The organism is Modestobacter caceresii, from assembly GCF_000761485.1.
Lineage (GTDB): Bacteria > Actinomycetota > Actinomycetes > Mycobacteriales > Geodermatophilaceae > Modestobacter > Modestobacter caceresii.
This window is the reverse complement of record NZ_JPMX01000067.1, coordinates 1-23,945: the sequence shown is the minus strand read 5'-3', so window position 1 is coordinate 23,945 and position 23,945 is coordinate 1. Positions and strand designations below refer to the sequence as shown.

General features: G+C 74.3%; 26 protein-coding genes. 15 read left to right on the top strand and 11 right to left on the bottom strand.

Going from position 1 to position 23,945, the window contains the following annotated elements; all coding sequences use genetic code 11:
• Nucleotides 1-312: 312 nt before the first annotated feature.
• Nucleotides 313-1,836, top strand: a complete 1,524-nt coding sequence (locus IN07_RS14645; protein WP_231558387.1) for an LCP family protein — start codon at nt 313-315, stop codon at nt 1,834-1,836.
• A gap of 27 nt (nt 1,837-1,863) precedes the next feature.
• On the opposite strand, the gene pstB is transcribed toward IN07_RS14645, so the two are convergent.
• The 6 genes from pstB to IN07_RS14615 form a co-directional block, all read right to left on the bottom strand.
• Entirely contained in the window at nt 1,864-2,643 is a 780-nt protein-coding gene (gene pstB, locus IN07_RS14640; protein WP_036336794.1) for a phosphate ABC transporter ATP-binding protein PstB, read from the bottom strand.
• Nucleotides 2,644-2,666: 23 nt separating this feature from the next.
• A complete protein-coding gene (pstA, locus tag IN07_RS14635) occupies nt 2,667-3,755 on the bottom strand; it encodes a phosphate ABC transporter permease PstA (protein ID WP_036336793.1) in 1,089 nt (362 codons plus the stop codon).
• Nucleotides 3,755-4,702, bottom strand: a complete 948-nt coding sequence (gene pstC, locus IN07_RS14630; RefSeq protein WP_036336791.1) for a phosphate ABC transporter permease subunit PstC — start codon at nt 4,700-4,702, stop codon at nt 3,755-3,757. The genes pstA and pstC overlap by 1 nt, the downstream gene beginning before the upstream one ends.
• A gap of 124 nt (nt 4,703-4,826) precedes the next feature.
• The gene (gene pstS / locus IN07_RS14625; protein WP_231558386.1) at nt 4,827-5,909 is read right to left on the bottom strand and encodes a phosphate ABC transporter substrate-binding protein PstS; all 1,083 of its coding nucleotides are present in this window, start codon (nt 5,907-5,909) and stop codon (nt 4,827-4,829) included.
• A 271-nt stretch (nt 5,910-6,180) separates the two neighbouring features.
• Nucleotides 6,181-7,149, bottom strand: a complete 969-nt coding sequence (mshD, locus tag IN07_RS14620; RefSeq protein WP_036336787.1) for a mycothiol synthase — start codon at nt 7,147-7,149, stop codon at nt 6,181-6,183.
• Complete coding sequence (locus IN07_RS14615; RefSeq protein WP_036336786.1) at nt 7,133-7,870, bottom strand: winged helix-turn-helix transcriptional regulator; 738 nt, start codon at nt 7,868-7,870, stop codon at nt 7,133-7,135. Before IN07_RS14615 ends, mshD begins: the two co-directional genes overlap by 17 nt.
• 69 nt (nt 7,871-7,939) lie before the next feature.
• Between IN07_RS14615 and IN07_RS14610 the strand changes: the two genes are divergently transcribed.
• The 5 genes from IN07_RS14610 to IN07_RS14590 all read left to right on the top strand — a co-directional run bounded on the left by IN07_RS14610 (nt 7,940) and on the right by IN07_RS14590 (nt 11,399).
• Nucleotides 7,940-8,878 (top strand): hypothetical protein, encoded by a 939-nt coding sequence (locus IN07_RS14610; protein WP_156119206.1) that lies wholly within the window; start codon nt 7,940-7,942, stop codon nt 8,876-8,878.
• Nucleotides 8,879-8,899: 21 nt separating this feature from the next.
• A complete protein-coding gene (locus IN07_RS14605; protein WP_036336782.1) occupies nt 8,900-9,589 on the top strand; it encodes an LmeA family phospholipid-binding protein in 690 nt (229 codons plus the stop codon).
• 59 nt (nt 9,590-9,648) lie between these two features.
• A complete protein-coding gene (locus IN07_RS14600) occupies nt 9,649-9,996 on the top strand; it encodes a TlpA family protein disulfide reductase (protein WP_063124220.1) in 348 nt (115 codons plus the stop codon).
• Nucleotides 9,997-10,271: 275 nt separating this feature from the next.
• Nucleotides 10,272-11,099 carry a sulfurtransferase gene (locus IN07_RS14595; RefSeq protein WP_036336779.1) on the top strand — a complete coding sequence of 276 codons (828 nt, stop codon included), beginning with the start codon at nt 10,272-10,274 and terminating at the stop codon, nt 11,097-11,099.
• A gap of 6 nt (nt 11,100-11,105) precedes the next feature.
• On the top strand, nt 11,106-11,399 hold the full coding sequence (locus IN07_RS14590; RefSeq protein ID WP_036336777.1) for a DUF1416 domain-containing protein: 294 nt from the start codon (nt 11,106-11,108) through the stop codon (nt 11,397-11,399).
• A 22-nt stretch (nt 11,400-11,421) separates the two neighbouring features.
• Here the strand turns inward: IN07_RS14590 and IN07_RS14585 are convergent, their stop codons facing one another.
• A complete protein-coding gene (locus tag IN07_RS14585) occupies nt 11,422-12,186 on the bottom strand; it encodes a DUF4184 family protein (RefSeq protein ID WP_052091288.1) in 765 nt (254 codons plus the stop codon).
• A gap of 3 nt (nt 12,187-12,189) precedes the next feature.
• Nucleotides 12,190-12,867, bottom strand: coding sequence for a TetR/AcrR family transcriptional regulator (locus IN07_RS14580; protein WP_036336776.1), 678 nt, complete (start codon nt 12,865-12,867; stop codon nt 12,190-12,192).
• A 125-nt stretch (nt 12,868-12,992) separates the two neighbouring features.
• On the opposite strand from IN07_RS14580, the gene IN07_RS14575 reads away from it, so the two are divergent.
• From IN07_RS14575 to IN07_RS14565, 4 genes are all read left to right on the top strand, one after another.
• A complete protein-coding gene (locus IN07_RS14575) occupies nt 12,993-13,727 on the top strand; it encodes an NAD-dependent epimerase/dehydratase family protein (protein ID WP_231558385.1) in 735 nt (244 codons plus the stop codon).
• Nucleotides 13,724-13,921, top strand: a complete 198-nt coding sequence (locus IN07_RS26405; protein ID WP_231558384.1) for a hypothetical protein — start codon at nt 13,724-13,726, stop codon at nt 13,919-13,921. The genes IN07_RS14575 and IN07_RS26405 overlap by 4 nt, the downstream gene beginning before the upstream one ends.
• Before the next feature lie 157 nt (nt 13,922-14,078).
• On the top strand, nt 14,079-14,651 hold the full coding sequence (locus IN07_RS14570; protein WP_036336775.1) for an FABP family protein: 573 nt from the start codon (nt 14,079-14,081) through the stop codon (nt 14,649-14,651).
• Nucleotides 14,652-14,656: 5 nt separating this feature from the next.
• Complete coding sequence (locus IN07_RS14565) at nt 14,657-16,357, top strand: DUF885 domain-containing protein (RefSeq protein ID WP_197058488.1); 1,701 nt, start codon at nt 14,657-14,659, stop codon at nt 16,355-16,357.
• 130 nt (nt 16,358-16,487) lie between these two features.
• Here IN07_RS14565 and IN07_RS14560 read toward each other — a convergent pair whose 3' ends face one another.
• The 3 genes from IN07_RS14560 to IN07_RS14550 form a co-directional block, all read right to left on the bottom strand.
• Nucleotides 16,488-17,216 (bottom strand): hypothetical protein, encoded by a 729-nt coding sequence (locus tag IN07_RS14560; protein WP_036336774.1) that lies wholly within the window; start codon nt 17,214-17,216, stop codon nt 16,488-16,490.
• Between the two features lie 336 nt (nt 17,217-17,552).
• The gene (gene nhaA, locus IN07_RS14555) at nt 17,553-18,950 is read right to left on the bottom strand and encodes a Na+/H+ antiporter NhaA (RefSeq protein WP_036336772.1); all 1,398 of its coding nucleotides are present in this window, start codon (nt 18,948-18,950) and stop codon (nt 17,553-17,555) included.
• A gap of 70 nt (nt 18,951-19,020) precedes the next feature.
• Nucleotides 19,021-19,866: an aminotransferase class IV gene (locus IN07_RS14550; RefSeq protein WP_036336770.1), complete on the bottom strand. Its 846-nt coding sequence runs from the start codon at nt 19,864-19,866 to the stop codon at nt 19,021-19,023.
• A gap of 40 nt (nt 19,867-19,906) precedes the next feature.
• On the opposite strand from IN07_RS14550, the gene IN07_RS14545 reads away from it, so the two are divergent.
• Genes IN07_RS14545 through IN07_RS14525 form a run of 5 tightly spaced genes read left to right on the top strand, consistent with a single transcriptional unit; the run spans nt 19,907 to nt 23,892 of the window.
• Nucleotides 19,907-20,356: a Fur family transcriptional regulator gene (locus tag IN07_RS14545; protein ID WP_036336768.1), complete on the top strand. Its 450-nt coding sequence runs from the start codon at nt 19,907-19,909 to the stop codon at nt 20,354-20,356.
• The gene (ygfZ, locus tag IN07_RS14540; RefSeq protein WP_036336766.1) at nt 20,353-21,465 is read left to right on the top strand and encodes a CAF17-like 4Fe-4S cluster assembly/insertion protein YgfZ; all 1,113 of its coding nucleotides are present in this window, start codon (nt 20,353-20,355) and stop codon (nt 21,463-21,465) included. The genes IN07_RS14545 and ygfZ overlap by 4 nt, the downstream gene beginning before the upstream one ends.
• Nucleotides 21,462-22,328 carry a BKACE family enzyme gene (locus IN07_RS14535; RefSeq protein WP_231558383.1) on the top strand — a complete coding sequence of 289 codons (867 nt, stop codon included), beginning with the start codon at nt 21,462-21,464 and terminating at the stop codon, nt 22,326-22,328. The genes ygfZ and IN07_RS14535 overlap by 4 nt, the downstream gene beginning before the upstream one ends.
• Nucleotides 22,325-22,888 carry an RsiG family protein gene (locus tag IN07_RS14530; RefSeq protein WP_036336763.1) on the top strand — a complete coding sequence of 188 codons (564 nt, stop codon included), beginning with the start codon at nt 22,325-22,327 and terminating at the stop codon, nt 22,886-22,888. Before IN07_RS14535 ends, IN07_RS14530 begins: the two co-directional genes overlap by 4 nt.
• Entirely contained in the window at nt 22,888-23,892 is a 1,005-nt protein-coding gene (locus tag IN07_RS14525; protein ID WP_052091287.1) for an asparaginase, read from the top strand. The genes IN07_RS14530 and IN07_RS14525 overlap by 1 nt, the downstream gene beginning before the upstream one ends.
• Nucleotides 23,893-23,945: the final 53 nt, after the last annotated feature.

The window sequence follows — 23,945 nt, the reverse complement described above, 5'->3', positions numbered from 1 at the left end:
CCCCGCCCCCCCGCCCCCCCCGCCGTGCCGCGGGCCACGCCGGCGGCAGACCGTCGTCCCCCGTTCCCCGCCTCGACGCCGGTCGGGTCGTCGTCACGTCCCCCCGGCGTCCCGCCGGACCCGGCGCCACCGGCCGACCGCAGCCAGGCCGCGACGCCCCCGGCAGCGCCACCGTCCGCGCCGGTGCCCCCACGGCCGGTCCCCCGGGCGGTGCCCGGAGCCGCTCCGGCGCCACCGACACCCCAGCCCCCGCCGGCACTGCCCTCCCCGGCAGCGGCACCGCCGCCCCCGCGGCCGGTGCACCCGCCGTCGGTGACCCCCAACGCGCCACCGCAGTACTCGGTGCCGGTGCCCGGCGTGCGCCGCAGCCTGCCGGTGCCGCCGATCCCCGGTCGGGACGTGCCCGCGGGCGCCACGGTCGCCGACCGGCCGGCGCCGCGTCCACCGGCCGGCCCGGTCCGTCGCCGGTTGACCCGGGTCGCCCTCGCACTGGTGGCCCTGCTCGGCCTGGTGACCGCCTTCTACGTCGGCCTCTACTTCTACGTCGACCGTGGGATCGACCGGGTCGACGCGCTGGTCACCGACGGCCCCGAGGTGCTCGCCCCGCAGCTGCAGGAGACCTCGTCGACCTACCTGGTGGTCGGCACCGGTGTGCCCGGGCGCAGTGGCCTGCCTGCGGTCAGCCCCGTGATCGCGCACGTCTCCGGCGACGGTGAGCAGGCCGTGCTGGTCAGCCTGCCGCCCACGGCACTGACCGACACCCCCGTCTGCCGGACGGCGGACGGCGACCTGCGCCAGCCCGTGACCGAGCCGTTCGCCGCTGCACTGCTCGACGGCGGGCCCTCCTGCCTGGTCCGGTCGGTGCAGCAGCTGACCGGGTTGCGGGTCGACCACTACGTCGCCGTCGACCTCGCCCGGCTGCCCGCCATGGTCGAGGCGCTCGGTGGGGTCCCGGTCTGCCCGGGCACGGGCGGCGTCCAGCTGGCCGGGGCGGAGGTGACCGGCTACCTGCAGCCCACCACCACCGCGACCGACGTCACCGGCGCGGCGGCGGCCGAGCGTGAGCAGCGGGTGCTGATCTCGGCGCTCGACTCCGCCTTGGCGGGGAGCACGCTGGCCGACCCGCTGACCCTGACCCGCTTCCTCTCCCGGGCCGGCGATGCGTTCACGGTGGACGCCGGGACGACGCTCGGGGACCTGCGCTCCTTCGGGGCCACCCTGGGCGAGCTGTCCGGGAGCGCGATGGAGCGCACCGGGCTCCCGGTCGCCGAGGTGGGCCACGTGCCCAACGGCAGCGACCAGGCGGTGGTGGTCGTCGACGCGACCGCCACCCGGCAGCTGTTCGACTCGGTCATCGACGCGGGCCGGCTGCCCGCCCCGGCCGTGGAGGACGTCGCCGAGGCGGCGCCGACCGACCCTGCCCTCGCCGAGCCGGCGCCCACCGACCCGGTGCCCGAGGGGACGACGGTCTCCGTGGCGCCGGCCGGGGTGACGGTGGACGTGCTGGACGGCTCCGGCGCCGGGCGCACGGGCGAGGTGGCCGACGGCCTGGCCGCCGCGGGGTTCCGGGTCGGTGCCCGGGGCATCGAGCCGGCCACCGTGCAGCGCACCGTGGTCCGGTACGGCCCGGCGGCGCTGGAGCCCGCCCGCACCGTGGCGGCGGCCGTGCCCGGGGCCGTGCTGGTGGAGACGGACCTGGTCGGTTCGGCGGTGCAACTGGTCGTCGGGCCGGAGTTCACCGGTCTGGCGCCCGTCGACATCGGTACCCCGGTGCCGACGACAGCGGCCCCGGACCCCGCTGTCGCGGAGGCCGAGGCCGCATCGTCCTGCAGCTGAGCGGCGGAGCCGCCGCTCAGCGGGGCATCACCCGAACCGGCCGGAGATGTAGTCCTCCGTGGCCTTCTCGTCGGGGTTGCTGAAGATCTTCTCGGTGGGGTTGTACTCGATCAGCCGGCCGGGCTGGCCGACACCGTTGAGGTTGAAGAACCCGGTGGTCTCGCTGACCCGCGCGGCCTGCTGCATGTTGTGGGTGACGATGACGATGGTGAACTGCTCCTTGAGCTCCATCATCAGGTCCTCCACGGCGAGCGTGGAGATCGGGTCGAGGGCGGAGCACGGCTCGTCCATCAGCAGCACCTCGGGCTGGACGGCGATGGCCCGTGCGATGCAGAGCCGCTGCTGCTGGCCACCGGAGAGCCCCGATCCCGGGCGGCTCAGCCGGTCCTTGACCTCGGTCCAGAGGTTCGCGCCCTTGAGCGAGCGCTCGACCAGGTCGTCCATGTCGCTCTTGCTGGTCTTCTTGGCGTTCAGCCGCAGGCCCGCCGCGACGTTGTCGTAGATCGACATCGTCGGGAACGGGTTCGGCCGCTGGAAGACCATGCCGATCTGGCGGCGGACGTCGACCGGGTCGACGTCGGAGCCGTAGAGGTCCTGCCCCTCGATGACGACCTTCCCCTCGACGCGCGCGCCGGGGATCACCTCGTGCATCCGGTTGAGCGACCGCAGGAAGGTGGACTTGCCACACCCCGAGGGCCCGATGAGGGCAGTGATGCTGCGCGGCTCGATGGACAGGTTGACGCCTTCCACGGCCTTGAAGTTGCCGTAGTAGATGTCCAGGTCCGAGACGTCGATGCGCTTGGCCACGTGGTGTTCCTCCGGGTTCCGGGTCAGCGACTGGTCTTGGGGGCGAAGAGGCGGCTGATCAGGCGGGCGACCACGTTGAGGCCCATGACCAGCATGATGAGGACCAGGGCGGCTGTCCAGGCCCGGTCGATCGCGTTCTCCGGCGGCACGCCCGGCTGGGTGAGCTGGTAGTAGGCGTAGACCGGGAGCGTCGCCATCCGCCCGTCGAACGCATTGAAGTTCAGGGCGTTGGTGATGCCGACCGTGATCAGCAGGGGTGCGGTCTCCCCGATCACCCGGGCGATGGCCAGCGTGACGCCGGTGGCCAGGCCGGCGATCGCGGTCGGGATGACCACCTTGAGGATCGTGCGCCACTTGGGCACGCCCAAGGCGTAGGCGGCCTCGCGGAGCTCGTTCGGGACGAGCTTGAGCACCTCCTCGGCCGAGCGCACGACCACCGGGATCATCAGCACCGACAGCGCCACCGCGCCCATGATCCCCAGCCGGACGCCCGGGCCGAAGATCAGCACGAACAGCGCGTAGGCGAAGAGGCCCGCGACGATCGAGGGGATGCCGGTCATCACGTCGACCAGGAAGGTGATCGACCGCTTGAGCCGGCCGGAGCCGTACTCGACAAGGTAGATCGCGGTCATCAGGCCGATCGGCACCGAGATCAGCGTGGTGAGCAGCGTGATGATCAGCGTGCCCATCAGCGCGTGGTAGGCGCCCCCGCCCGGGCCGATGACGCCCTGCAGGGAGGCGGTGAAGAACTCGCCGTCGAAGCGCTCCGCACCGCGGCGGACCACCTCGTAGACCAGCGAGACCAGCGGCACCATGGCGATGCCGAAGGCGCTGACCACCAGGCAGGTGACCAGTCGGTCGACCGCCTTCCGGGATCCCTCGGTCACCCGGGAGAGCACGTACGTGCCGAGCGTGCCGAGCACGACCGTGTAGATGACGAAGAGGACGACGTTCCAGCCGGTCAGCAGCAGGAACCCCAGCGCGACCACGGCGGCGGCGCCGAACATCGCCCACGGCACCCACGGGGCCTGCTTCTCGTGGCCGCCCAGGGGGTTCGGGGACGGCGCAGAGGTGTCCGGTGCGGCGCTGGACTGCTCGATGGAGGTGCTCATCAGTTCGCTCCGGAGAAGTCGGCCCGGCGGTTGACGACCCACCGGGCCAGCATGTTGACCAGGAGGGTGATCACGAACAGTGCGAGCCCGCTGGCGATCAGGGTGTTGACGGCGAGTCCGGTCGACTCCGGGAACTGCAGGGCGATGTTCGCCGCGATCGTCTGGGGGTTGGCGCTGGAGATGAGCGCCCAGGTGATCCCGGCGGCCGAGCCGGACAGGATGATCGCCACGGCCATGGTCTCGCCGAGGGCACGGCCCAGGCCGAGCATCGAGCCGCCGATGACACCGGACTTGCCGTAGGGGATGACGGCCATCTTGATCATCTCCCAGCGGGTGGCGCCCAGGGCGAGTGCCGCCTCGGTGTGCAGCGTCGGGACCTGGCTGAACACCTCGCGGGAGATGGCGCTGACGATCGGCAGGATCATCACCGCGAGCACCAGCCCGATGGTCAGCATGGTGCGGCCGGTCGAGGAGACGGGCCCGACGAAGAACGGGAGGAATCCGAGGTTCTCCTCCAGCCAGCGGTAGAACGGCACCAGCCGCGGGGCGAGCCAGAAGATGCCCCAGAAGCCGTAGACGATGCTCGGGATCGCGGCCAGCAGGTCGACCACGTAGCCCAGTCCGGCGGCGAGCCGGCGCGGCGCGTAGAAGGTGATGAACAGTGCGATCGCCACCGCCAGAGGGGTGGCGACCAGCAGGGCGATCACTGCGGAGAGCAGGGTGCCGAAGACCAGGGGCCCGATGTAGGAGGCGAGGCCACCGTCACCGGAGATCTCGTCCGGGGAGGCCGTCAGCGCCGGCACCGACTCGCTGATCAGGAAGACGGCCACTCCGGCGAGGATGACCAGGATGAGGACGCCCGCGCCCTTGGCGATGCCGGCGAAGATGCGGTCACCGGGCCGACTCTTGGGCTGCTGGGCAGGTGGTGCGCTGGTGGTGGAGGTCACCGATCGCTCCGGGGGGCTCGTACCGCTGGATGCTGGAAGGCGTGCAGTGGATCACGCGCCACGGCGGCCCGGGGTGTCCGGGAGGACACTCCGGGCCGCCGCAGCGCGCTGGTGATCGGCTCGATCAGCCGGCGGCCGTGATCGCGTCGATCGCGCCCTGCGCCTGCTCGCGCAGGGTGTCGGAGATCGGCGCGCTGCCCGCGGCCTCGGCCGCGGCCTGCTGGCCCTCCTCGCTGACCACGTAGGTCATGAAGTCCGTGACCAGGTCGGCGGTCTCCTGGTCGTCGTACTCGATGCAGCCGACGTGGTAGCTGATCAGCACGATCGGGTAGTTGCCCGACTCGGTGGTGTCGCGGGCGAGCTCCACGGCGAAGTCGTACTCGCCGCGGCCCTCCAGCGTCTCCGAGTTCTCCACCACGGCAGCGGCGGCCTCAGCGGTGGGCTCGACGAACTCCTCGCCGACACCGATGTTGGCCACGCCCAGGTCGCCGGCCTGGCTCAGGTCGGCGTAGCCGATGCTGCCGTTGCCGGCCGTGACGGCGCTGATCACGCCGGACGTGCCCTGGGCGGCCTCGCCGCCGGAGACCGGCCAGTCGCCACTGGCCTCGTGCGGCCAGGCGTCGCCGGCCGCGGCGACCAGGTACTCGGTGAAGTTCTCCGTGGTGCCGGACTCGTCGCTCCGGTTGACCGGGGTGATCGGCAGGTCCGGCAGGGTGGCGTCCGGGTTGTCCGCGGCGATCGCCGGGTCGTTCCAGTTCGTGATCTGCTGGTTGAAGATGCCGGCGACGACCTCGGGGGAGAGGTTCAGGTCCTCGACGCCCTCGAGGTTGTAGACGACGGCGATCGGGGCGATGTAGTTCGCCAGCTCGAAGATGCCGGACTCGCCGCAGCGCTCCTCGGCCAGCGCGAGCTCCTCCTCGTCCAGCGCGGCGTCCGAGCCGGCGAAGTCGGTGCCGCCGGCCAGGAACTGCTCACGGCCACCGCCGGAGCCGACCGGGTCGTAGTTGACCGTGACGCCGGGCTGCACGCTGGAGTAGCCGGCGGTCCAGCCCTGCATGGCCGCCTGCTGCGCGCTCGAGCCGGCGCCGACGAGGGTGCCGCTGAGCTCTTCGCCGCTGTCGCCCCCGGAAGCGGTGCCCGAGCCGGTCTCCTCGTTCGAGGCGCCGCACGCGGCGAGAGCGAGGGTGGCGGCGAGCGCTGCGGACACGGCCGCGGTGCGCGTCGTGGTGCTGAGCTTCAACTCAGTGGCCTTTCGACTGGTGTGTGCCCGGACGTCGAAGCCGGGCAGGGGAGATCGAACGACGAGGACGCTAAGCAGCCCAGATGGACGGATCCAGGTGCGTCGATGAACGCGGGGTGAACGCGCGCTGAGACTTGGCCCACGAAACGACAGACGCTGTACGTCCAACGGGTGAACCGCCGCGCGGCGGCGCGCCGACGGGCGGATCGGGCCGCTCAGCGGGCGGCGACGAGGGCGCTCAGCGCCGGGGCTCGCGCCGCCAGGAGACGTCGATGGCGTGCCGGGTGAACCCGCTCCGCTCGTAGAGCGCGACGGCGGTGGTGTTCTCCTCCTCGACGTAGAGGAGCACGGCGGACAGCCCGCTGGCGCGCAGGTGCGCCAGCCCGACGTCGGTCAGGGCCCGCCCCAGCCGCATCCCCTGCGCGTCCGGGTCGATGCCGAGCACGTAGACCTCGCCGATCGGCTCGTCGCCGACGTCGCCGGCCGGGTGCACCTTGGTCCAGTGGAAGCCCAGCAGCTCCTGCCCGCCCGGCGTCTCCCGCCAGGCGAGGAAGAACCCGGCCGGGTCGAACCAGGCCTCGGCCTCGCGCAGCGCCAGGTCGCCGCGGGTCCACCGGCCCTGCTCCGGGTGGGAGGCGAAGGCGCGGGCGTTCACCCGCAACCAGGCGTCCTCGTCGGTGGCCGGCCGGAACGTCACGACGGACACCCCGTCGGGCAGCGCCGGCCGGGGGTCGGGGTCCACCCCGTCCAGCGGTCGGCGCATCTGCAGCAGCACGCGCGCCCGGTCGTAGCCGCGGCGGCGGGCGAGCTCTGCCGAGCCGGGCAGCTCACCGTGGGCCCACACGCGCAGCGGACGGTCGCCGGCGAGCTCCTCGAGGCGGGCGACCAGGGCGGTGCCCACGCCGCGACGGCGACTGGCCGGGGCGACGACGAGCTCGGCCTCGGCCTCCGGGTCGCCGGGCGGGAGCTCCAGCCGGGCGTAGCCGAGCAGCGTGCCGGTGTCGTCCCGCACGATGAGGTCGGCGCCACCGACCGGGCCGCCGTGCTGCAGTCGCAGCTCGGACTCCTCGGAGACCGGCCGGACACCGTCGGCGGCCAGCGCGGCCTCGAGCAGGGCCCGCACCTCGCCCACGGCGGCGGCGGGGAGCCGCTCGGAGACCTCGACCTGCACCGGGCTCAGCGGGCCGGGCTCAGGAGAGCGGGACACCGGTGTCGATCGCCGCCACGTTGGCCGCCGCGGTCGCGTCAGCGACCTGCTGGTCGAGCTTGTAGCCGACGTTGCGCACGGTGCCGATCAGCGCCTCGTGCTCGGCGCCGAGCTTGGCGCGCAGCCGGCGGACGTGCACGTCGACGGTGCGGGTGCCGCCGAAGTAGTCGTAGCCCCAGATCTCCTGCAGCAGCTGGGCGCGGGAGAAGACCCGGCCCGGGTGCTGGGCGAGGTACTTGAGGAGCTCGAACTCCTTGTACGTGAGGTCCAGGGGGCGGCCGCGGAGCTTCGCCGAGTAGCTGTGCTCGTCGATGACCAGCTCGCCGGCCTTCGTCACGCCACCCTCCAGGCCGTCGGCGGGGGCAGCGGCGGCCAGCCGACGGGCGGCGGCCCACTTCAACCGGGCGTCGACCTCGGCCGGGCCGGCGGTGTCGAGCACGACGTCGTCGACGCCCCAGTCGGCCGACAGTGCGACGAGGCCGCCCTCGGCCAGCACCGCGACCAGCGAGGCGGCGACACCCGTCGAGGCCAGCAGCGAGCACAGGGTCCGGGCGGAGACGAGGTCGTGTCGGGCGTCGACCAGGACGACGTCCCCGGCGTCACCGTCGAGCAGGCTGGACAGCTCGGGGGGCACGATGCGCACCTGGTGGGCCAACAGCCCGAGCGCGGGGAGGACCTCCGTGGTGGCCTGACGGGCCGAGGTCATGAGCACGAGTCGCATGTCGTCTCCTCACTGGGCGGACCCAGGCCGTCGACCGCGCTGTCGAGGTGAGGCTGCAGGATAGCGGACGTGCGTCGCCGTCCCGGTGAGGTCGTGACCCACCGCACGGTCCGGTCGCGCGCCGGCGACACGACGACGGTGCGCGGCGCGCTCGGCGGTCCGGGCACCCTCTGCGAGGATCGCGGGGTGACGCAGGCCGCTCCGGACACGCAGTTGTCCCCGCGCGCCCACCACCTCCCGGCCGCCGGCCTGGTCGTCGTGGTGACCGCGGTGGCCGTCGGGTTGCCCGCTGCGCTCGATGACACGGGGCGGGTCGCCTCGGTGGCGCTGCTCCAGGCGGGCCTGGTCGCCGGCTGGGTGGTCGCCACCGGCATCCGTGGCTTCGCGGGCTCCCTCGCCCTGGGTGGCGCCACGGCCATCGCGGCCGACGCGGCGATGCTGCTCCCGGCCCGCCCGCAGCTGGACTGGTTGCTGGCGGTGCTCGGCCTGGGGTTCCTGGCCGCCGTCGTCCACCAGATGACCCGCCCGGCACCCCGCCGGTACCTCGTCGCGTCCCTGGCCGGCGTCGTCCTGCTGGTGTGCTCGGTCTGTGCGCTGGCGGTGCTGCTGGGTGTCGCCCGGCTCGAGGGCGGGTCGCGGGCGCTGGAGACGGCGGTGCTGGTGGTCGGTGCCGCGCTGCTGGTCGGTCACCTGGTCGACCTCGTGCTGCCCCGCCCGGAGATCACCCCGGACGTGCCCCGGGGCCTGCTCGGCGTCGTCCTCGCCGTGCTGGCCGCCACGGGGGTGGCCCTGCTGGACCGCGAGGGCGACGCGCTGGTCGACGTCCTGTCGGCGGCCATCTACGGCGCGGCACTGGGTGGGGCGGCCGCTCTGACGGCGCTGGCCGCCTCCTACGTCGTGGCCGAGCGCGACGAGTGGACCTGGGCGCTGCCGGTGGTGCAGGCGGTGCTCCCGCTGGCCGCCGTCGCGCCGGTGGCCTACGCCCTCGCCTCGTACGGCCCCGGCTGAGCGGCAGGGGAGACTCGACACGTGAAGGCACTGCTGATCGTCCTGCTGCTCGCCCTCGGCCTGCTGTTCCTGGTCGACCGGGTCGGCGTCTCCGTCGCCGAGGGGCAGGTCGCCGAGCAGGTGGCCGAGCGCGGTGGGCTGGCCGGTACGCCGGAGGTCGACATCACCGGGTTCCCGTTCCTCACCCAGGCGGTGGCCGGTCGTTACGACGAGGTGCGGATCAGCCTGACCGCCGAGCAGCTCGGCGAGCCGGCCGGCACGCGCGCCGACGTGCAGCTGTACGGGGTGCAGGTGCCGTTGTCCGACGTCATCTCCGGTTCGGTCCAGGCGATCCCGGTCGAGCAGGTCGACGGGACGGCGACGCTCTCCTACGAGCTGCTCGCCCGGGAGCTCGGCGGCGACACCCGGCTGGCCCCGGAGGGCGACCGGCTGCGGATCGACCGCACGGTCGACCTGGCCGGGATCGAGGTCCCGGTCATCGCCCGGGGCACCGTCACCCTCGACGGACGGGACCTGGTGGTCGACGTCGAGGACGCGTCGGCAGCGGGCGTCGACGTCCCCGGCTTCGCGCTGGACCGGGCCGTCGACGTGCTCGACTTCCGGTACCCGGTGCCGGAGCTGCCCTTCGGGCTGGAGCTGACCAGCGTCGACCCCGGGGAGGACGGGGTCCTGGTGGTGGTGGCGGCGACCGACACGGTGCTGCAGGGCTGATCGGCGCTGCCCGGCGGATCCGCCGGAATGTGCCCGGCGGCGCGCCCGTTGACCCTCAGGTGACCACGACGACCAGCACCGCCGACGCCACGGCCGCCCTCGCCGGGCTGGGCGTGCGTCCGGCGGAGGCGGAGCTGACCGTCGTCCAGTTCTCCACGGCCTTCTGTGGGCCGTGCCGGGCCACCCGTGCCCGGCTGCAGCGCCTGGAGTCGACGCATCCGGGGTTGTCGTACGTGCACGTGGACGCCGAGAGCCACCTGGACGAGGTGCGCGCGCTCGACGTGCGGGTCACGCCGACGCTGATCTGGCTGGACGGCGCCGGGACGGTGGTGGCCCGCAACACCGGCGCGCCGGGGCCGGCTGAGTTGGCTGCCCTGGTGGCCGCTCATGTGAGGTCGGGACGATGATCCGCTACCCTCGCGCCGTGGGCCCCCTGCTGACCTCGCGCCGCACAGTCGACCTGTGCCGCGTCGGCAGCTCCCGCTGTCCGGCCTGCTGAGGCCGCGCCCCCGCGCCGGAGACCCAGTCCCGCGCCGCTCTCCGCACGCCCTGGCCGACCCCCTCCGGCTGTGCGCTCCGGTGGACACCGGCTCCGCCGTCCCGCACGGGAGCGGCACCCGTTCCAGAACTGCACCGCACGACGTCCGCACCATCCGCCCCACCTGATGGAGGAACCACACCCATGAGCCGTAGCGACGTGCTCGTCACCGCCGACTGGGCCCAGGAGCACCTGGGCGACCCCGGCCTCGTCTTCGTCGAGGTCGACGAGGACACCAGCGCCTACGACGGCGGCCACCTCGAAGGCGCTGTCAAGCTGGACTGGAAGACCGACCTGCAGGACCCGCTGCGCCGTGACTTCGTCGGCCGCGAGGCGTTCGAGGCGCTGCTCTCCTCGCGCGGCATCGGCAACGACGACACCGTGGTGCTGTACGGCGGCAACAACAACTGGTTCGCCGCCTACGCCTACTGGTACTTCAAGCTCTACGGGCACCGCGACGTGAAGCTGATCGACGGTGGCCGCAAGAAGTGGGAGCTCGACGGCCGTCCGCTGTCCAAGGACACCGTGGAGCGCCCGGCCACCACCTACCGCGCCAGCGAGCCCGACCTGTCGATCCGCGCCTTCCGGGACGAGGTCGTGGCCTCCATCGGCAGCAAGAACATCATCGACGTGCGCTCGCCCGACGAGTTCTCCGGCAAGATCCTCGCCCCGGCGCACCTGCCGCAGGAGCAGGCGCAGAAGGCCGGCCACGTGCCCACGGCGATGAACATCCCGTGGAGCAAGGCGGCCAACGAGGACGGCACGTTCAAGAGCGACGAGGACCTGGCCAAGCTCTACGCCGAGCAGGGCTACGACGAGACCAAGCCGACCATCGCGTACTGCCGGATCGGTGAGCGCTCGAGCCACACCTGGTTCGTGCTGCGCGAGCTGCTCGGCAAGTCCGACGTCAAGAACTACGACGGCTCCTGGGTCGAGTACGGCTCGCTGGTCGGCGTCCCGATCGAGAAGTGAGCTGACATGTGCGGAGCCCCGAAGCAGGGCGGCAGCCTGGCCGGTGTCGACCTGAGCACCCAGACCGTCATCCAGGGATCGGTGTGGCACGACGGCACCCCGGTGGCCGGCGCGTACGTGCGGCTGCTGGACTCCACCGACGAGTTCACCGCCGAGGTGGTGACCAGCCCGGAGGGTGAGTTCCGGTTCTTCGCCGCGCCGGGGAACTGGACGCTGCGCACCCTGGCGCCGGTCGGCCGCGCCGAGCGAGCGATCGAGGCCGAGGTCGGGCTGAACGAGACGACGCTCGCCATCGACTGACGACGGTCCCGTCCCGGGTCCCTCAGCGCCCGCTCCGGCTCCGGCCGGGGCGGGCGCTGTCGTCTGCGAGCCGGCGCGCCCACCACGCGGCGGCCAGGGCCAGTGCGGTCCCGGCGGCCACGCCGCCACCGCGGAAGGCGGCCTCGACCGCGACAGCGCGCGGGTCGGCCGCGCCGGGGACGGCGGTCAGCCCGCCGACGACACCGGCTCCCGCCACCACCGGCCAGGGCGTCCACCAGGCCGGCCGGTGCGGCGCCGGGACGGCGGAGGTGTGCCGCCACCACCACACCAGCCAGGCCAGCAGAACCAGCAGCCCGAGCAGCCCGCTGCCCTCCTGGGCCCACCGGTGCCCGGGCAGGCCCGCCCACGGCTCGCGCAGCAGCGCGACGTGCTCGGTGCCCCAGCGGCCGGGGTGGGTGAACTCGTCCCAGAGCACGTGCGTCGCGGCCCCGACGAGCAGCGCCGCCACCACCAGCGCCACCTGTCCCGGCGTGCGCAGCCGCCGACGCAGGCCCAGCCGCACACCGCCCAGCCGGCCCCGGAGGCCTGCCGGGGTGGCGTCCAGCGCCGGCGCCGCCAGCACGCCGTGCCAGAGCAACCACAGCAGCGCACCCAGCAGCAGGTCCACGGTCACCACGGCGAGCGCGGTGTGGGTGCGGAAGCCGGGGTGCACGGGCAGGTAGTAGGGCAGGTCGGGGGCGAGGCTCCCGGCCACCAGGGCCGAGGCCGGCAGTGGGGTGCGCAGGAACGGCAGGACGGCGGCGGGGTGGCTGCCGGTGAACGGCACCGGTCAGAAGCCGAGCAGGCCGGAGAGGTCCTGCATGGCGTGGTCGAAGAAGGCGTCGGCGTCGACGACGGAGCCGACGAAGTGGCCGAACAGCTCGAAGCTCACCGCACCGAACAGCGAGCTCCAGGCGAGCAGCGCCCGGGCGCGTACGCCGTCGTCCAGGCTCGGGTGGTCCCCGCCCAGCACCTCCGCCGTCTCCGAGCTCACCAGGGTCGGCGTCCGGCCCGGCGCGTCCGGCAGCAGGCCGGCCCGGGCGGCGTCCCCGAGGACCCGTCCGAGCACCACCCCGACGCGTGCAGCCGCCGGCACCGTGTCCCGCGGGGCGGCGTAGCCGGGCACCGGTGAGCCGTAGAGCAGCGCGTACTCGTGCGGGTGGGCCAGTGCCCAGCGGCGCACCGCGCGGCACACGGCGAGCCACCGCTGGGCCGGCGGGGCGGTCGGGTCGTCGGCCTCCTCGGCCGCAGCCCCCAGCGCGTCGTAGCCGTCGATGATCAGCCGGGTCAGCAGCTCGTCGCGGCTGGGGAAGTACCGGTACATGGCCGAGGACGCCATGCCGAGCTCCCGTGCCACGGCGCGCAGGGACAGGCCGGTGGCCCCGACGGTGGCCAGCTGGGTGCGGGCCAGGTCGGTGATCTCGGCGGTGAGGTCGGCGCGGGCGCGCTCCCGGGCGGTGGACGGCACCCGGGCAGCATGCCATCCGAGACTGGTGCTCGCAATCAAGAGCACCGTTCTTGACGGACGCGGCCGGGAGGAGGAGGGTCGCCGCCGTTCGAGAGCGGTGCTCTCGCAGACCTGAGGAGATCGAGATGGCGCGACACGTGGTGGTCGGCAAGGGGCCGGTCGGCTCGACGACGGCCCGGCTGCTGGCCGAGCAGGGGCACGAGGTCCTGGTGCTCTCCCGCAGCGGTGGGCCCAGCACCGACCAGGTCGGACACCGTGCGGTGGACGCCGGCGACGTCGAGGCGTTGACCGGCGCCATCGGCCGGGCCGACGTCCTCTACAACGCGGTCAACCCGCCGGACCACACCCGCTGGACGCAGGACTGGCCCCCGATCGGCGCCGCTCTGCTCGACGCCGCCGAGCGCACCGGTGCCCTGCTGGTGACCATGGGCAACCTGTACGGCTACGGCCGCCCGACGGGCCCGATGACCGCGAGCTCCCCGCTGGCCGCCACCGACGTGAAGGGGCGGCTGCGGGCGCAGATGTGGCGCGACGCGCTGGCCGCGCACCAGGCCGGCCGGGTCCGGGTGACCGAGGCCCGGGCGTCGGACTTCGTCGGCCCGGGGGTGCCGTCGGCCCAGTCGCACCTGATGCGCCAGCTGGCGACCCTGCGTCGGGGCAGGCGGGCCTGGGTGATCGGCGACCCGGACGCGGTGCACAGCTGGACCTACGTGCCCGACGTCGCCGCCACCCTGGTCGCCCTCGGCACCGACGAGCGCTCCGCCGGGCGGGCCTGGCACGTGCCCACGGCGCCGCCTCGCAGCCAGCGGCAGGCGCTGACCGACCTGCTGCGGCGCTGGGCGCACCGCCGGCCCGGGTGAGCGGCGTGCCGTGGCCGGTGCTCCGGGCGGTCGGGCTCGCCGTGCCGGTGATGCGGGAGGTCGTCGACATCCGGCACCAGTGGGACGCCCCGTTCGTCCTCGACGCGACCGAGACGACCGAGACGTTCGGCCTGCGGCCCACACCCTGGGACGACGTCGTCCGGGCGACCACCGCGACGGGTGTGCCGGTCTGACCCGGGGCACCGCGATCCCGGAGGGGTGGCGCGGATACCGTGGCGGCATGGGTCTGTTCTCCGCCTGGGTGCTCATCACCCTCGTCGCGCTGGTCGCGCTGGGCTTCGCCGCCTCGGCGTGGCGGGTCGCCCGCGCCGAGCGTCCGGGGCGCGCACGATGAGCGCCCCCGTCCCGCCCGGCCTGCCGACCGGGCCGGTCGCCGGTCCGACCGAGCTGCCGGTCCCGGACACCGTCGACGTCCGCGAGGGGCCCGAGGTGGCCCACGAGCTGCTGTCGGTGCTGCCGCTGCTGGGCGAGTGGCACGGGGAGGGGCAGGCCGCCGGCACCGAGGGCGACCACCGCTTCGGGCAGTGGGTCCGCTTCGCCCACGACGGGCGTGGCTTCCTCAGCTACGAGTCGCGCACCTGGCGGCTGACCGCCGACGGCCAGGTCGCCGGCCCGGATCAGCGGGAGTCCGGCTTCTGGCGGCCCCGCGGCGAGGAGGGGGTCGAGCTGCTGGTCAGCTCCCCGGCCGGCCTCGTGGAGATCTACGTCGGCACGGCCCGGACGACGACCAGCTGGGAGCTGGACAGCGACGTCCTGGCCCGTACCCCCGACCACCCCGACACCAGCCGGGCCAAGCGGCTCTACGGCATCGTCGACGGCGCCCTGCTCTACGCCGTCGACCGGGCGGCGGGCGACCAGCCGCTGCGCCCCACCATGTCCGCCCGCCTGGAGAGGATCCGCTGAAACCCGTGACGCAGCCCGCCACCACCCCCCGTCACGTCGCCGACCGCTACGTCGACGCGGTCTGCGACCTGGACCCCATCGTCGCGACCCAGCTGGGCACCCGGCCCGGTGACGACCGGCTGCCGGACACCAGCCCGGCCGGGCTGGCCGCGGAGGCCGAGCTGATCCGGGCCACGCTCGCCGAGCTGGACCGCGTGCTGGCCGCGGACCCGTCCCTGGACGACGACCCGGTGGAGCGCCGCTGCGCGCGGCTGCTGCGGGAGCGGCTCACGGCTGCGCTGGACCTGCACGAGGCCGGCGAGGACCTGCGGGCGGTGTCCAACCTCTTCTCCCCGGTGCACTCCATCCGGCAGGTCTTCTCGATGATGCCGACCCGGACCCCGGAGGACTGGGCGGTGCTGGCCCGCCGGCTCGCCCGGGTGCCGGCGGCCTACCGGGGCTACCGCGAGTCGCTGAGCGCCGGGGCCGCGCAGGGCCTGTTCGCCGCGCCCCGCCAGGTGCACACCGTCGTCGGGCAGCTCGACGAGTGGCTGGCCGGCCCCTACTTCGCCGGGCTGGTCGCCGCCGGCCCCGACGAGGTGCGCGCCGAGCTGGACGCCGCAGCTGCTGCGGCCGACGCCGCGGTCGCCGCCGTCCGCGACTTCCTCCGGGACACCTACGCCCCGCAGGCCGAGGGCACCCCGGACGCGGTCGGCCGCGAGCGGTACGCCCGCTTCGCCCGCTCGTGGAACGGCTCGGACCTCGGCACGGGCAGGGGCCTGGAGGAGGCCTACGCCTGGGGCTGGGCCGAGCACCAGCGCATCCTGGCCGAGCAGCGCCTCGAGGCGGAGAAGGTGCTCCCCGGGGCCACGCCCATGGAGGCGATGCGCTGGCTCACCGAGCACGGCGAGGCCGTCGAGGGCGTGGAGCCGGTCCGGCAGCGGCTGCAGGCGATGATGGACACCGCGATCGAGGCCCTCGACGGGGTGCACTTCGACATCGCCGGCCCGGTGCGCCAGGTGGAGGCGATGATCGCCCCGCCGGGCAGCGCCGCGGCGCCGTACTACACCCGGCCGACCCAGGACTTCTCCCGTCCCGGCCGCACCTGGCTGCCGACGCTGGGCCGGGAGCGCTTCCCGCTGTGGGACCTGGTCTCGACCTGGTACCACGAGGGCGTCCCCGGGCATCACCTGCAGCTCGCGCAGTGGGCGTACGTCTCCGGCGACCTGTCGTCCTACCAGACCTCGCTGGGGTCGGTCGGGGCCAACGTCGAGGGCTGGGCGCTCTACGCCGAGCGGCTGATGGACGAGTTGGGCTTCCTGACCGACCCCGGGGCCCGGCTGGGCTACCTGGACGCGCAGCAGATGCGCGCCGTCCGGGTCGTGGTCGACATCGGCATGCACCTGGAGCTGCCGATCCCCGACGACGCCGAGGGCGCCGTCGCCGCGCACCGGGGCGAGCTTTGGACGCCGGAGCTGGCGCGAGCCTTCTTCGGGGAGAACTGCGGCCGGGACGCCGACTTCCTGGACAGCGAGCTGGTCCGCTACCTCGGCATGCCCGGGCAGGCGATCAGCTACAAGCTGGGGGAGCGGGCCTGGCTGGCCGGCCGGGAGGCGGCCCAGCAGGCGCGGGGCGCCGACTTCGACCTGAAGGCCTGGCACATGGCCGCGCTCTCCCAGGGCAGCCTCGGCCTCGACGACCTGGCCGCCGAACTCGCCCAGCTCTGACGCCTCGTCACCACCGGAATGGCCATCTTGGTGGTGACTGGAGCCGGAGGGGCCAAGATCGCGACTTTGGCCCCTCCGCGGCGCACCGACCACCAAGATGGCCATCTTGGTGGTCGGAGACCTGGGGCCGTCAGCTGTCCGGGGCGTCGGGTGGGGTGGGGTTGACCTGGTCGGCGTCCCAGGTGGTGCGCTGGCCGGGCGCCGCGGGGACGACCTCCAGGCCGTCGACGGCGAACAGCTCGGCGATGCAGGCGGCGCTGCCCCCGACGTAGGTGCTGACCAGGTCGATGTCGGTCACCACGCACCAGGCGCGGTCGGCCGGCCACCACAGGTTGGCGCTCTGCTCGAACGGCTCGGCGGCCATGTTCTGCGCGGCCAGCTCGATCGGCCCGTTGATCAGCCAGTACTCGCGGTCGGGCAGGCTCAGCGTCGGGTGGTCGGCGATGACGGCGCCGCCCTGGGCGACGGCGAACCAGCAGACGTCGGGGGTCGTCGTCCAGCGGGACAGCACCGCGACCAGGCGTTCGGCGACCGGGCCGGGGAGGTGGCCGCGGGCAGGGGCGCCGTGCCACAGCGGCGACTGGTCGTCGTTCTCGAAGTACTCCATCGCGCCGGTGACCGAGCCCCACTGCATCAGCGGGTGCACGGTGGTGCCGTTGGCGGCTGCGACGGAGGCCCAGGGGACCTCGACGTCGTCGTCCCCCACGTACCGCACGGCGGGGTGGAAGACCCGGGCCACGGCCTCGAAGGAGGAGGGGACCAGCGCGGCCACGGTCGCCGGCGTGGCGGAGGAGGCGGACTCGGCGAGCCAGATGCCGGCCGAGGTGTCCAGGGCGACGGAGCGACCGGTGAACTGCACGCCCGACTCCTCCCCCAGACAACGGACAACCCCCGGGCTGCTCCGCGGCGCTGTACCCACCGTGGTGGGGAGCGGCTCACGGGCCGACTGGACAACGTCGGCAGCCCGGGGGTCGGGTGACTGTCCGGTTCTCGCCTGCCGCCATCGACGGACGGGCGGGAGTGCCGTCGCTCAGGTGCTGTGGGTCTTCCACAGGCTCTGAACGGGCGGCCCATCTGGACGGCGGCTAGCGGACAGCCACCTCACGTGTCCTGTAAGTCATCAACTTCGGGACCACCTCCTCTCTCGTGTGCCACGACGGTACGACGCGGATGAGAGCTCGGCAACGACCTTTTCTCAGGTGTCGGACGACGGCCCGGTGGTGCGCCCGGGCGGGGGCGTGCCCTTCCAGTCGGGGTCGTGGGTCGCCTTGTCGTCGACGGTGCGGATCTGCCGGCCGTCCTCGGTCTGGTAGACGTCGGGCACGCCGTCCGCGTTGAGGTCCTCCGTCTCCTCCTGGGCGATCCGGCGGTAGCGGCGGTCGCGCGACTTGAGCAGGATCGCGGCCAGCGCGGCCGCCGTCAGGGTGCCGACCAGGACGCCGACCTTCACGTGCTCGTCGCGCAGCGAGCCCTCGCCGTAGGCGAGTGCGCCGATGAGCAGGGAGACGGTGAACCCGATCCCGGCGAGCATGGACAGGCCGATGACGTCGGGCCAGCCCAGCGACTCGTCCAGCTCGGCGCGGGTGAAGCGGGACACCAGCCAGGTGGCGCCGGTGATGCCGAGCGTCTTGCCGGCCACCAGGCCGACGACGATGCCGATGGCGACCGGGTCCGACAGCGACTCGACCAGACCGGAGAAGCCGCCGATGGTGACGCCGGCGGCGAAGAAGGCGAACACCGGGACGGCGAACCCGGCGGAGATGGGGCGGATCCGGTGCTCGAGGTGCTCGGCCAGGCCGGGGCCCGCGTCCGGGCCGCCGGCGGCCTGGCTGCGGACGACCGGCACGGTGAAGGCGAGCAGCACCCCGGCGACGGTGGCGTGCACCCCGGACTCGTGCATCAGCACCCAGGTGATGACCGCGAGCGGGATGAGCAGCCACCAGGAGCGGATCCGCTTCTGCACCAGGAACCCGAAGACGGCCAGCGGGACCAGTGACAGCAATAGCGGCGTGACCGCCAGCTCGGAGGTGTAGAAGATCGCGATGACCGTGATGGCGAGCAGGTCGTCGACCACGGCCAGGGTCAGCAGGAAGGTGCGCAGCGCGGTGGGCAGGTGGGTGCTGATCACCGCGAGGACGGCGAGGGCGAAGGCGATGTCGGTGGCCGTGGGGATGGCCCAGCCGCGCAGCGCGCCGTCGCCGGTGCCCAGGTTCACCAGTACGAACAGGACGGCGGGGACCACCATGCCGCCGACGGCCGCGGCGACCGGCAGGGCTGCCCGCCGAGGGTCACGGAGGTCGCCGGCCACGAACTCCCGCTTGAGCTCGAGCCCGACCACGAAGAAGAAGATGGCGAGCAGCCCGTCGGCCGCCCAGGTGCCGAGGGTGAGGTCCAGGTGCAGCGACTCGGGGCCCACCCGGGTGTCGCGCAGCGCCTCGTAGGACTCCGCCCAGGGCGAGTTCGCCCAGACCAGGGCGATCACGGTGCCCACCAGCAGGAGTGCCCCGCCGATGGTCTCCTTGCGGAGGACCGCGGCGATCCGCGTGGCCTCCGGGTAGGACCCCCGGCTGAACAAGCGGGTGGGTGTGGTCACGTGGCGGCTCCGTTGTGCAGGGTCGGGAAGAGAGTTGCCGACCAGACTTCCCGGCGCACCTCGGACGAGGTTACCGGGCCAGCAGCTCGCCCACCCGCCGGGACAACCCGGCGTCTCCTCGGGACACCCCGTCCAGGCGGGTGACCGTGGCGGCGCCCCGGATGCCGGACAGCAGCCAGACCGCGTCGGCGGCCTGCAGGTCCGCCATCGAGCCGGCGGTGACGGCGGTCGGCCACCCGGCGGCCTCGGCCCGCTCGAAGAGCCGGGCCTGCGTGGTGCCGGCCAGGATCCCGGTCTCCATCGGCGGGGTGTGCAGCCGACCGCCGGCGGCCCAGACGACGGTCGAGGTCGGGCCCTCCAGCAGCCTGCCCTCCACGGAGGTGAGGACGACGTCGTCGGCGCCGACCGCGTGCGCGTGCCGCAGGGCGGCCATGTTGACCGCGTAGGAGAGCGTCTTGGCCCCGCCCAGCAACCACGGGGCGGTGGCGCGGACGTCGGCGGGCACCCCGAGGGAGAGGCCGACCACGGCGATGCCCTCCTCGCGCTGCCGCAGCGTCTCCTCCGGCACCGGGGCCAGCAGGGCCAGCAGCGTCGGCGGGGTGCCGTCCCCGAGGCCGCGGGTGAGCAGCACCCGGCAGGCCCCCTCGACGTCGGCCGGCCAGTCGGCGACCCCGGCCGCCACCACGGCCCGGACGGCGTCGTCCCCGGGGTGGGTCAGCGCCATGATCGACGCCGAGCGGCGCAGCCGGTCCAGGTGGGCGTCCAGGTGCGGCGTCGTCCCGGCGACGACCAGCACCGACTCGAAGGCGCCGTCGCCCCGCCCGAGCCCCAGGTCGAACCCGGTCACCACCGGTTCGTCCGGGGCCACCACCGTCGCCGCGCCGTCCCGCCAGACCACGACCCGCGCGTTCGTCACGGCGTCCACCCTGCCGTACCGGCGAACTAGGCTCGGCACCGTGTCCGGACCGGAGAGCGCGCCGCCGTTGGCCGCCGAGCTGCGGGCCCGTGGTCTGCGGCTGACCAGCCAGCGACAGCGGGTGCTGGCGGCCGTCGCGGCGCTGGAGCACGGCACCCCGGAGGAGATCGGCGCCCGGCTGCGGGCCGAGGCCGGCCCGGACGGCGCCGCCCCGGACACCTCGACGGTCTACCGCACCCTGGAGCTGCTCGAGCGGCTCGGCCTGGTCTGGCACACCCACCTGGGCAAGGGCGCACCGATCTACCACGCTGCCCAGCACCCGCACCTGCACGTCGTGTGCCAGTCGTGCGGTGAGATCCACTCGGTCGACCCGGAGCTGCTCGACAGTGCTGCGGAACGTCTGAGCGCTCAGCTGGGTTTCACCCTGGACGTGGGCCACGTGGCGCTGTCCGGCACCTGTCGAGCCTGCGCGGAGAAGGAGAACGCATGAGCTCCCCCCTGCTGCAGCGCCCCGGTGCCGTGGCCCTGGACGTCGAGGGCGGCGGCTCGGTCGCGGCCCACTACGGCGAGCCGCTGCCCGAGCAGCGCCGGCTGGCCGAGGGTGCCGGCCTGGTCGACCGCAGCGACCGGGACGTCGTCGCCGTCCCCGGGCCCGACCGGCTGAGCTGGCTGCACGACCTGACCTCCCAGCACCTGCGTGAGCTGCCCGACGCGACCGGCACCGAGGCGCTGTTCCTCGACCCGAACGGCCGGGTCGAGCACCACGCCGAGCTGACCGAGCTGGCCGGCACGGTCTGGGCCGATGTGGAGCCCGGCACCGGGGCGGCGCTGACCGCCTGGCTGCAGAAGATGCGGTTCATGCTGCGGGTCGAGCCCGAGCTGCGCACCGACGGCTGGGCACTGCTCAGCCTGGTCGGCCCGCAGGGCGACGCGGTGCTCGCCGCGGCCGGCTGGCCGGTACCGGCCGGGGAGCACGCCGTGGTGCCGCTGCCGGACGGCGGCTGGGCGCGTCGGATGCCCGCGCTCGGCGACGGGACGGCGGCGGTCGTCGACCTGCTGGTGCCGCGGGCCGAGGTGGGCGCACGGGCCGATGCCCTGCTGGCCGCCGGTGCGGTGCTCGCCGGCCTGGACGCCTACGAGGCGCTGCGGGTCGAGGCCCGCCGTCCGCGCGCCGGCATCGACTCCGACCACCGCACCATCCCGAACGAGCTGGTCTGGCTGGACACCGCCGTCCACCTGGAGAAGGGCTGCTACCGCGGGCAGGAGACGGTCGCCCGGGTGCACAACCTCGGTCGCCCGCCGCGCCGTCAGGTGCTGCTCCACCTGGACGGGATGAGCGAGGTGCTCCCCGCGCCCGGCACCCCGGTCACCGCAGGCACCCGCGAGGTCGGCCGCGTGGGCAGCGTGGTCCGCCACCACGAGCTGGGCGTGATCGGCCTGGCCCTGGTCAAGCAGTCGGTCGCGCCCGACGCCGACCTGCGGGTCGGGGAGGCGGTCGCCGTGATCGACCTCGACGACGCCCCGGCGGCGCTGGACGACACCCGGGCGGCGGCCCGCGACCGCGTGCGCGCGGTCCGGTCTGCGACGATCGGCCGGTGAGCATTCGGGTCGGCGTCCAGGGCACCCTGCTGACCCTGGCACCGACCGGCGCGGAGTCGGCCAAGGTCGACGTCCCGGCGCTGCCGGTCACCGTCGACGAGGTGGTCGCCACCGCCCGCGACTGCCGGGCCCTCGGCGCCGCCGTGCTGCACCTGCACGTGCGCGGCACCGACACCCGGCCGACGCTGGACCTGCCCCGGGTCCGGGAGGTGGTCGCCGCCGTCCGGGAGATCACCGACCTGGTCGTGCAGCTCTCGACCGGCGGCGCGGTCACCGACCCGGCCGAGGCGCGGCTGGCGGTGCTGGACGCCGAGCCGGACGCCGCCTCGCTCTCCCTGGGCACGGTCAACTTCGGCCGGGACGTCTTCTACAACCCCTGGGACCTCATCGTCGAGCTGCACACCCAGATGCAGCAGCGCGGGATCGTGCCCGAGTACGAGGTGTTCGACCTGGGCCAGCTGGCGACCCTCTCCCGGTTGCTCGACCGGCACGGGCCGCCCGCCGGTGGGCACGTGCACGTCGACCTGGTGATGGGGGTGCCCGGCGGGATGCCCGGGACGACGGCGGCGCTGGCCGCCTGCCTGCCGTTCCTCCCGCCCGGGGCCACCTTCGCCGCCACCGGCGTGGGCCGCACCTCGCTGCCGGTGATGCTGGCCGCGCTGTCGGCCGGCGGCCACCTGCGGGTCGGCATGGAGGACACGCTGAGCTACGCCCCCGGCGAACCGGTGCGCGACAACGCCCAGCTGGTCGCACGGGCGGCCGGGCTCGCCCGGATCGCCCAGCGCCCGCCGCTCACCCCGACCGAGGCCCGGCAGCTGCTGGGCATCACGCGCGTCCCCACCACTGCGGAGGTCTCCCGATGACTGTCCCCTCTCCCGCCGGCGGCGCCGGCGTCGACGAGCTGCTCGACCCGTCCTTCCTGGACGGGGTCGAGGAGCTGCCGATGACCGAGGTCCGCGCGCTGCGGCACCGCGCCGAGCAGGAGGAGGTCAACCTCTCCTACACCCGGCGGCTGCTGCAGGGCCGGCTGGACATCGTCCGTCGCGAGCTGCAGCGCCGGGCCGAGCACGACGGCCGTTCGCTGGTCGACCTGCTGCCGGAGATCCTGTCGGAGAAGGGCCGCGGCCCCGCGCACGGGCTCGGCCGGCACCAGACCGTCCAGCCGACGTCCCCGGAGCAGTTCGAGACCTGGGTGAACGGGCTGGCACCGGGGGTCGACCTCTCCGACGTCCCGTCCCTGCCCGACGACCAGCTGGAGCAGGCCGCCCGGGCGCTGGGCGAGGGGGAGCGGACGCTGTCCGAGCGCCGCCGCGGCGTGCAGCAGGTGATGGACACCGTCGCCGGTGAGCTCGCCCGCCGCTACCGCGAGGGCCTGGCCGACGTGGCGCAGCTGCTGGCCGACGAGTCCCGGCACCGCGCCTGATGCCGGCGGACCGACTGACCCGCTGGGCCGACGAGCCCGTCCTGGTCGAGGTGTGGCGCGCCGGCCTCGGGGTCGACGTGCTCGAGTCGGTGCACCGGGGGGCGCTGGTCGTGCTCGGTGCCGACGGCGCACCGCTGCTGGAGGTCGGCGACGTCACCCGGCCGGTGCTGCCGCGCTCGTCGAACAAGCCGGTGCAGGCCACCACGTACCTGCAGGCGGGCTGGCAGCCCCGGGACGACCGGGAACTGGCCATCGCGGCCGCCTCGCACAGCGGTGAGGACGAGCACCGCGCACTGGCCGGCGAGCTGCTCGCCGCCGCCGGGCTGCGCCCGGACGACCTGGGCTGCCCGCCGGCGCTGCCGCAGCACGAGCGCACCCGGGCCGAGTGGCTGGTGGCCGGCCGGGCGCCGGAGCGGCTGGCGATGAACTGCTCGGGCAAGCACGCGGCGATGCTGGCCGCCTGTGCCGCGGCCGGCTGGCCGACCGCCGGGTACCTGGACCGCGAGCACCCGCTCCAGCAGGCGATCGAGGCCCGGCTGGGCGAGGCCGCGGGTGAGCCGGTGGCGGCGGTCGTGGTCGACGGGTGCGGTGCGCCGCAGCACGCGATCTCGCTGACCGGGCTGGCCCGCGGCGTCCTCTCGCTGGTGCAGGCAGAGTCCGGGACGCCGGGGCGTCGGGTCGCCGACGCGATGCGCGCGCACCCCTGGCTGGTGGCCGGTACCGGCCGGGAGGACACCGAGCTGATGCAGGCGGTGGACGGTCTGCTGGTGAAGGGCGGAGCCGACGGGGTGCACGTCGCGGCGCTGCCGGGGGCCGGGGCGGTCGCGTTGAAGCTGGACGACGGCGGGGACCGCGGTCGGGCGCCGGCGCTGGCTGCGGGGCTGCAGCGGCTGGGGGTGCCGGCCGAGACGCTGGCCCGGTGGCTGGTCACGCCGGTCTCCGGCGGCGAGGGCGTGGTGGGCGAGGTCCGGGCGGCTGCGGTCCTCGATGGGTCGAGTCGCTAGTGGTCCTCGTCGTTGATTCGTCGGGGGTCTGAGGTCCAGGCGGTGGAGTCATT

Excerpts from the sequence above, each read along its gene's own strand:
- pstA (WP_036336793.1), bottom strand. The coding sequence starts at position 3,755 with ATGAGCACCTCCATCGAGCAGTCCAGCGCCGCACCGGACACCTCTGCG.
- IN07_RS14615 (WP_036336786.1), bottom strand. The coding sequence starts at position 7,870 with ATGCGACTCGTGCTCATGACCTCGGCCCGTCAGGCCACCACGGAGGTC.
- IN07_RS14595 (WP_036336779.1), top strand. The coding sequence starts at position 10,272 with ATGAGCCGTAGCGACGTGCTCGTCACCGCCGACTGGGCCCAGGAGCAC.
- IN07_RS14590 (WP_036336777.1), top strand. The coding sequence starts at position 11,106 with ATGTGCGGAGCCCCGAAGCAGGGCGGCAGCCTGGCCGGTGTCGACCTG.
- IN07_RS14575 (WP_231558385.1), top strand. The coding sequence starts at position 12,993 with ATGGCGCGACACGTGGTGGTCGGCAAGGGGCCGGTCGGCTCGACGACG.
- IN07_RS14570 (WP_036336775.1), top strand. The coding sequence starts at position 14,079 with ATGAGCGCCCCCGTCCCGCCCGGCCTGCCGACCGGGCCGGTCGCCGGT.
- ygfZ (WP_036336766.1), top strand. The coding sequence starts at position 20,353 with ATGAGCTCCCCCCTGCTGCAGCGCCCCGGTGCCGTGGCCCTGGACGTC.
- IN07_RS14530 (WP_036336763.1), top strand. The coding sequence starts at position 22,325 with ATGACTGTCCCCTCTCCCGCCGGCGGCGCCGGCGTCGACGAGCTGCTC.
- IN07_RS14525 (WP_052091287.1), top strand. The coding sequence starts at position 22,888 with ATGCCGGCGGACCGACTGACCCGCTGGGCCGACGAGCCCGTCCTGGTC.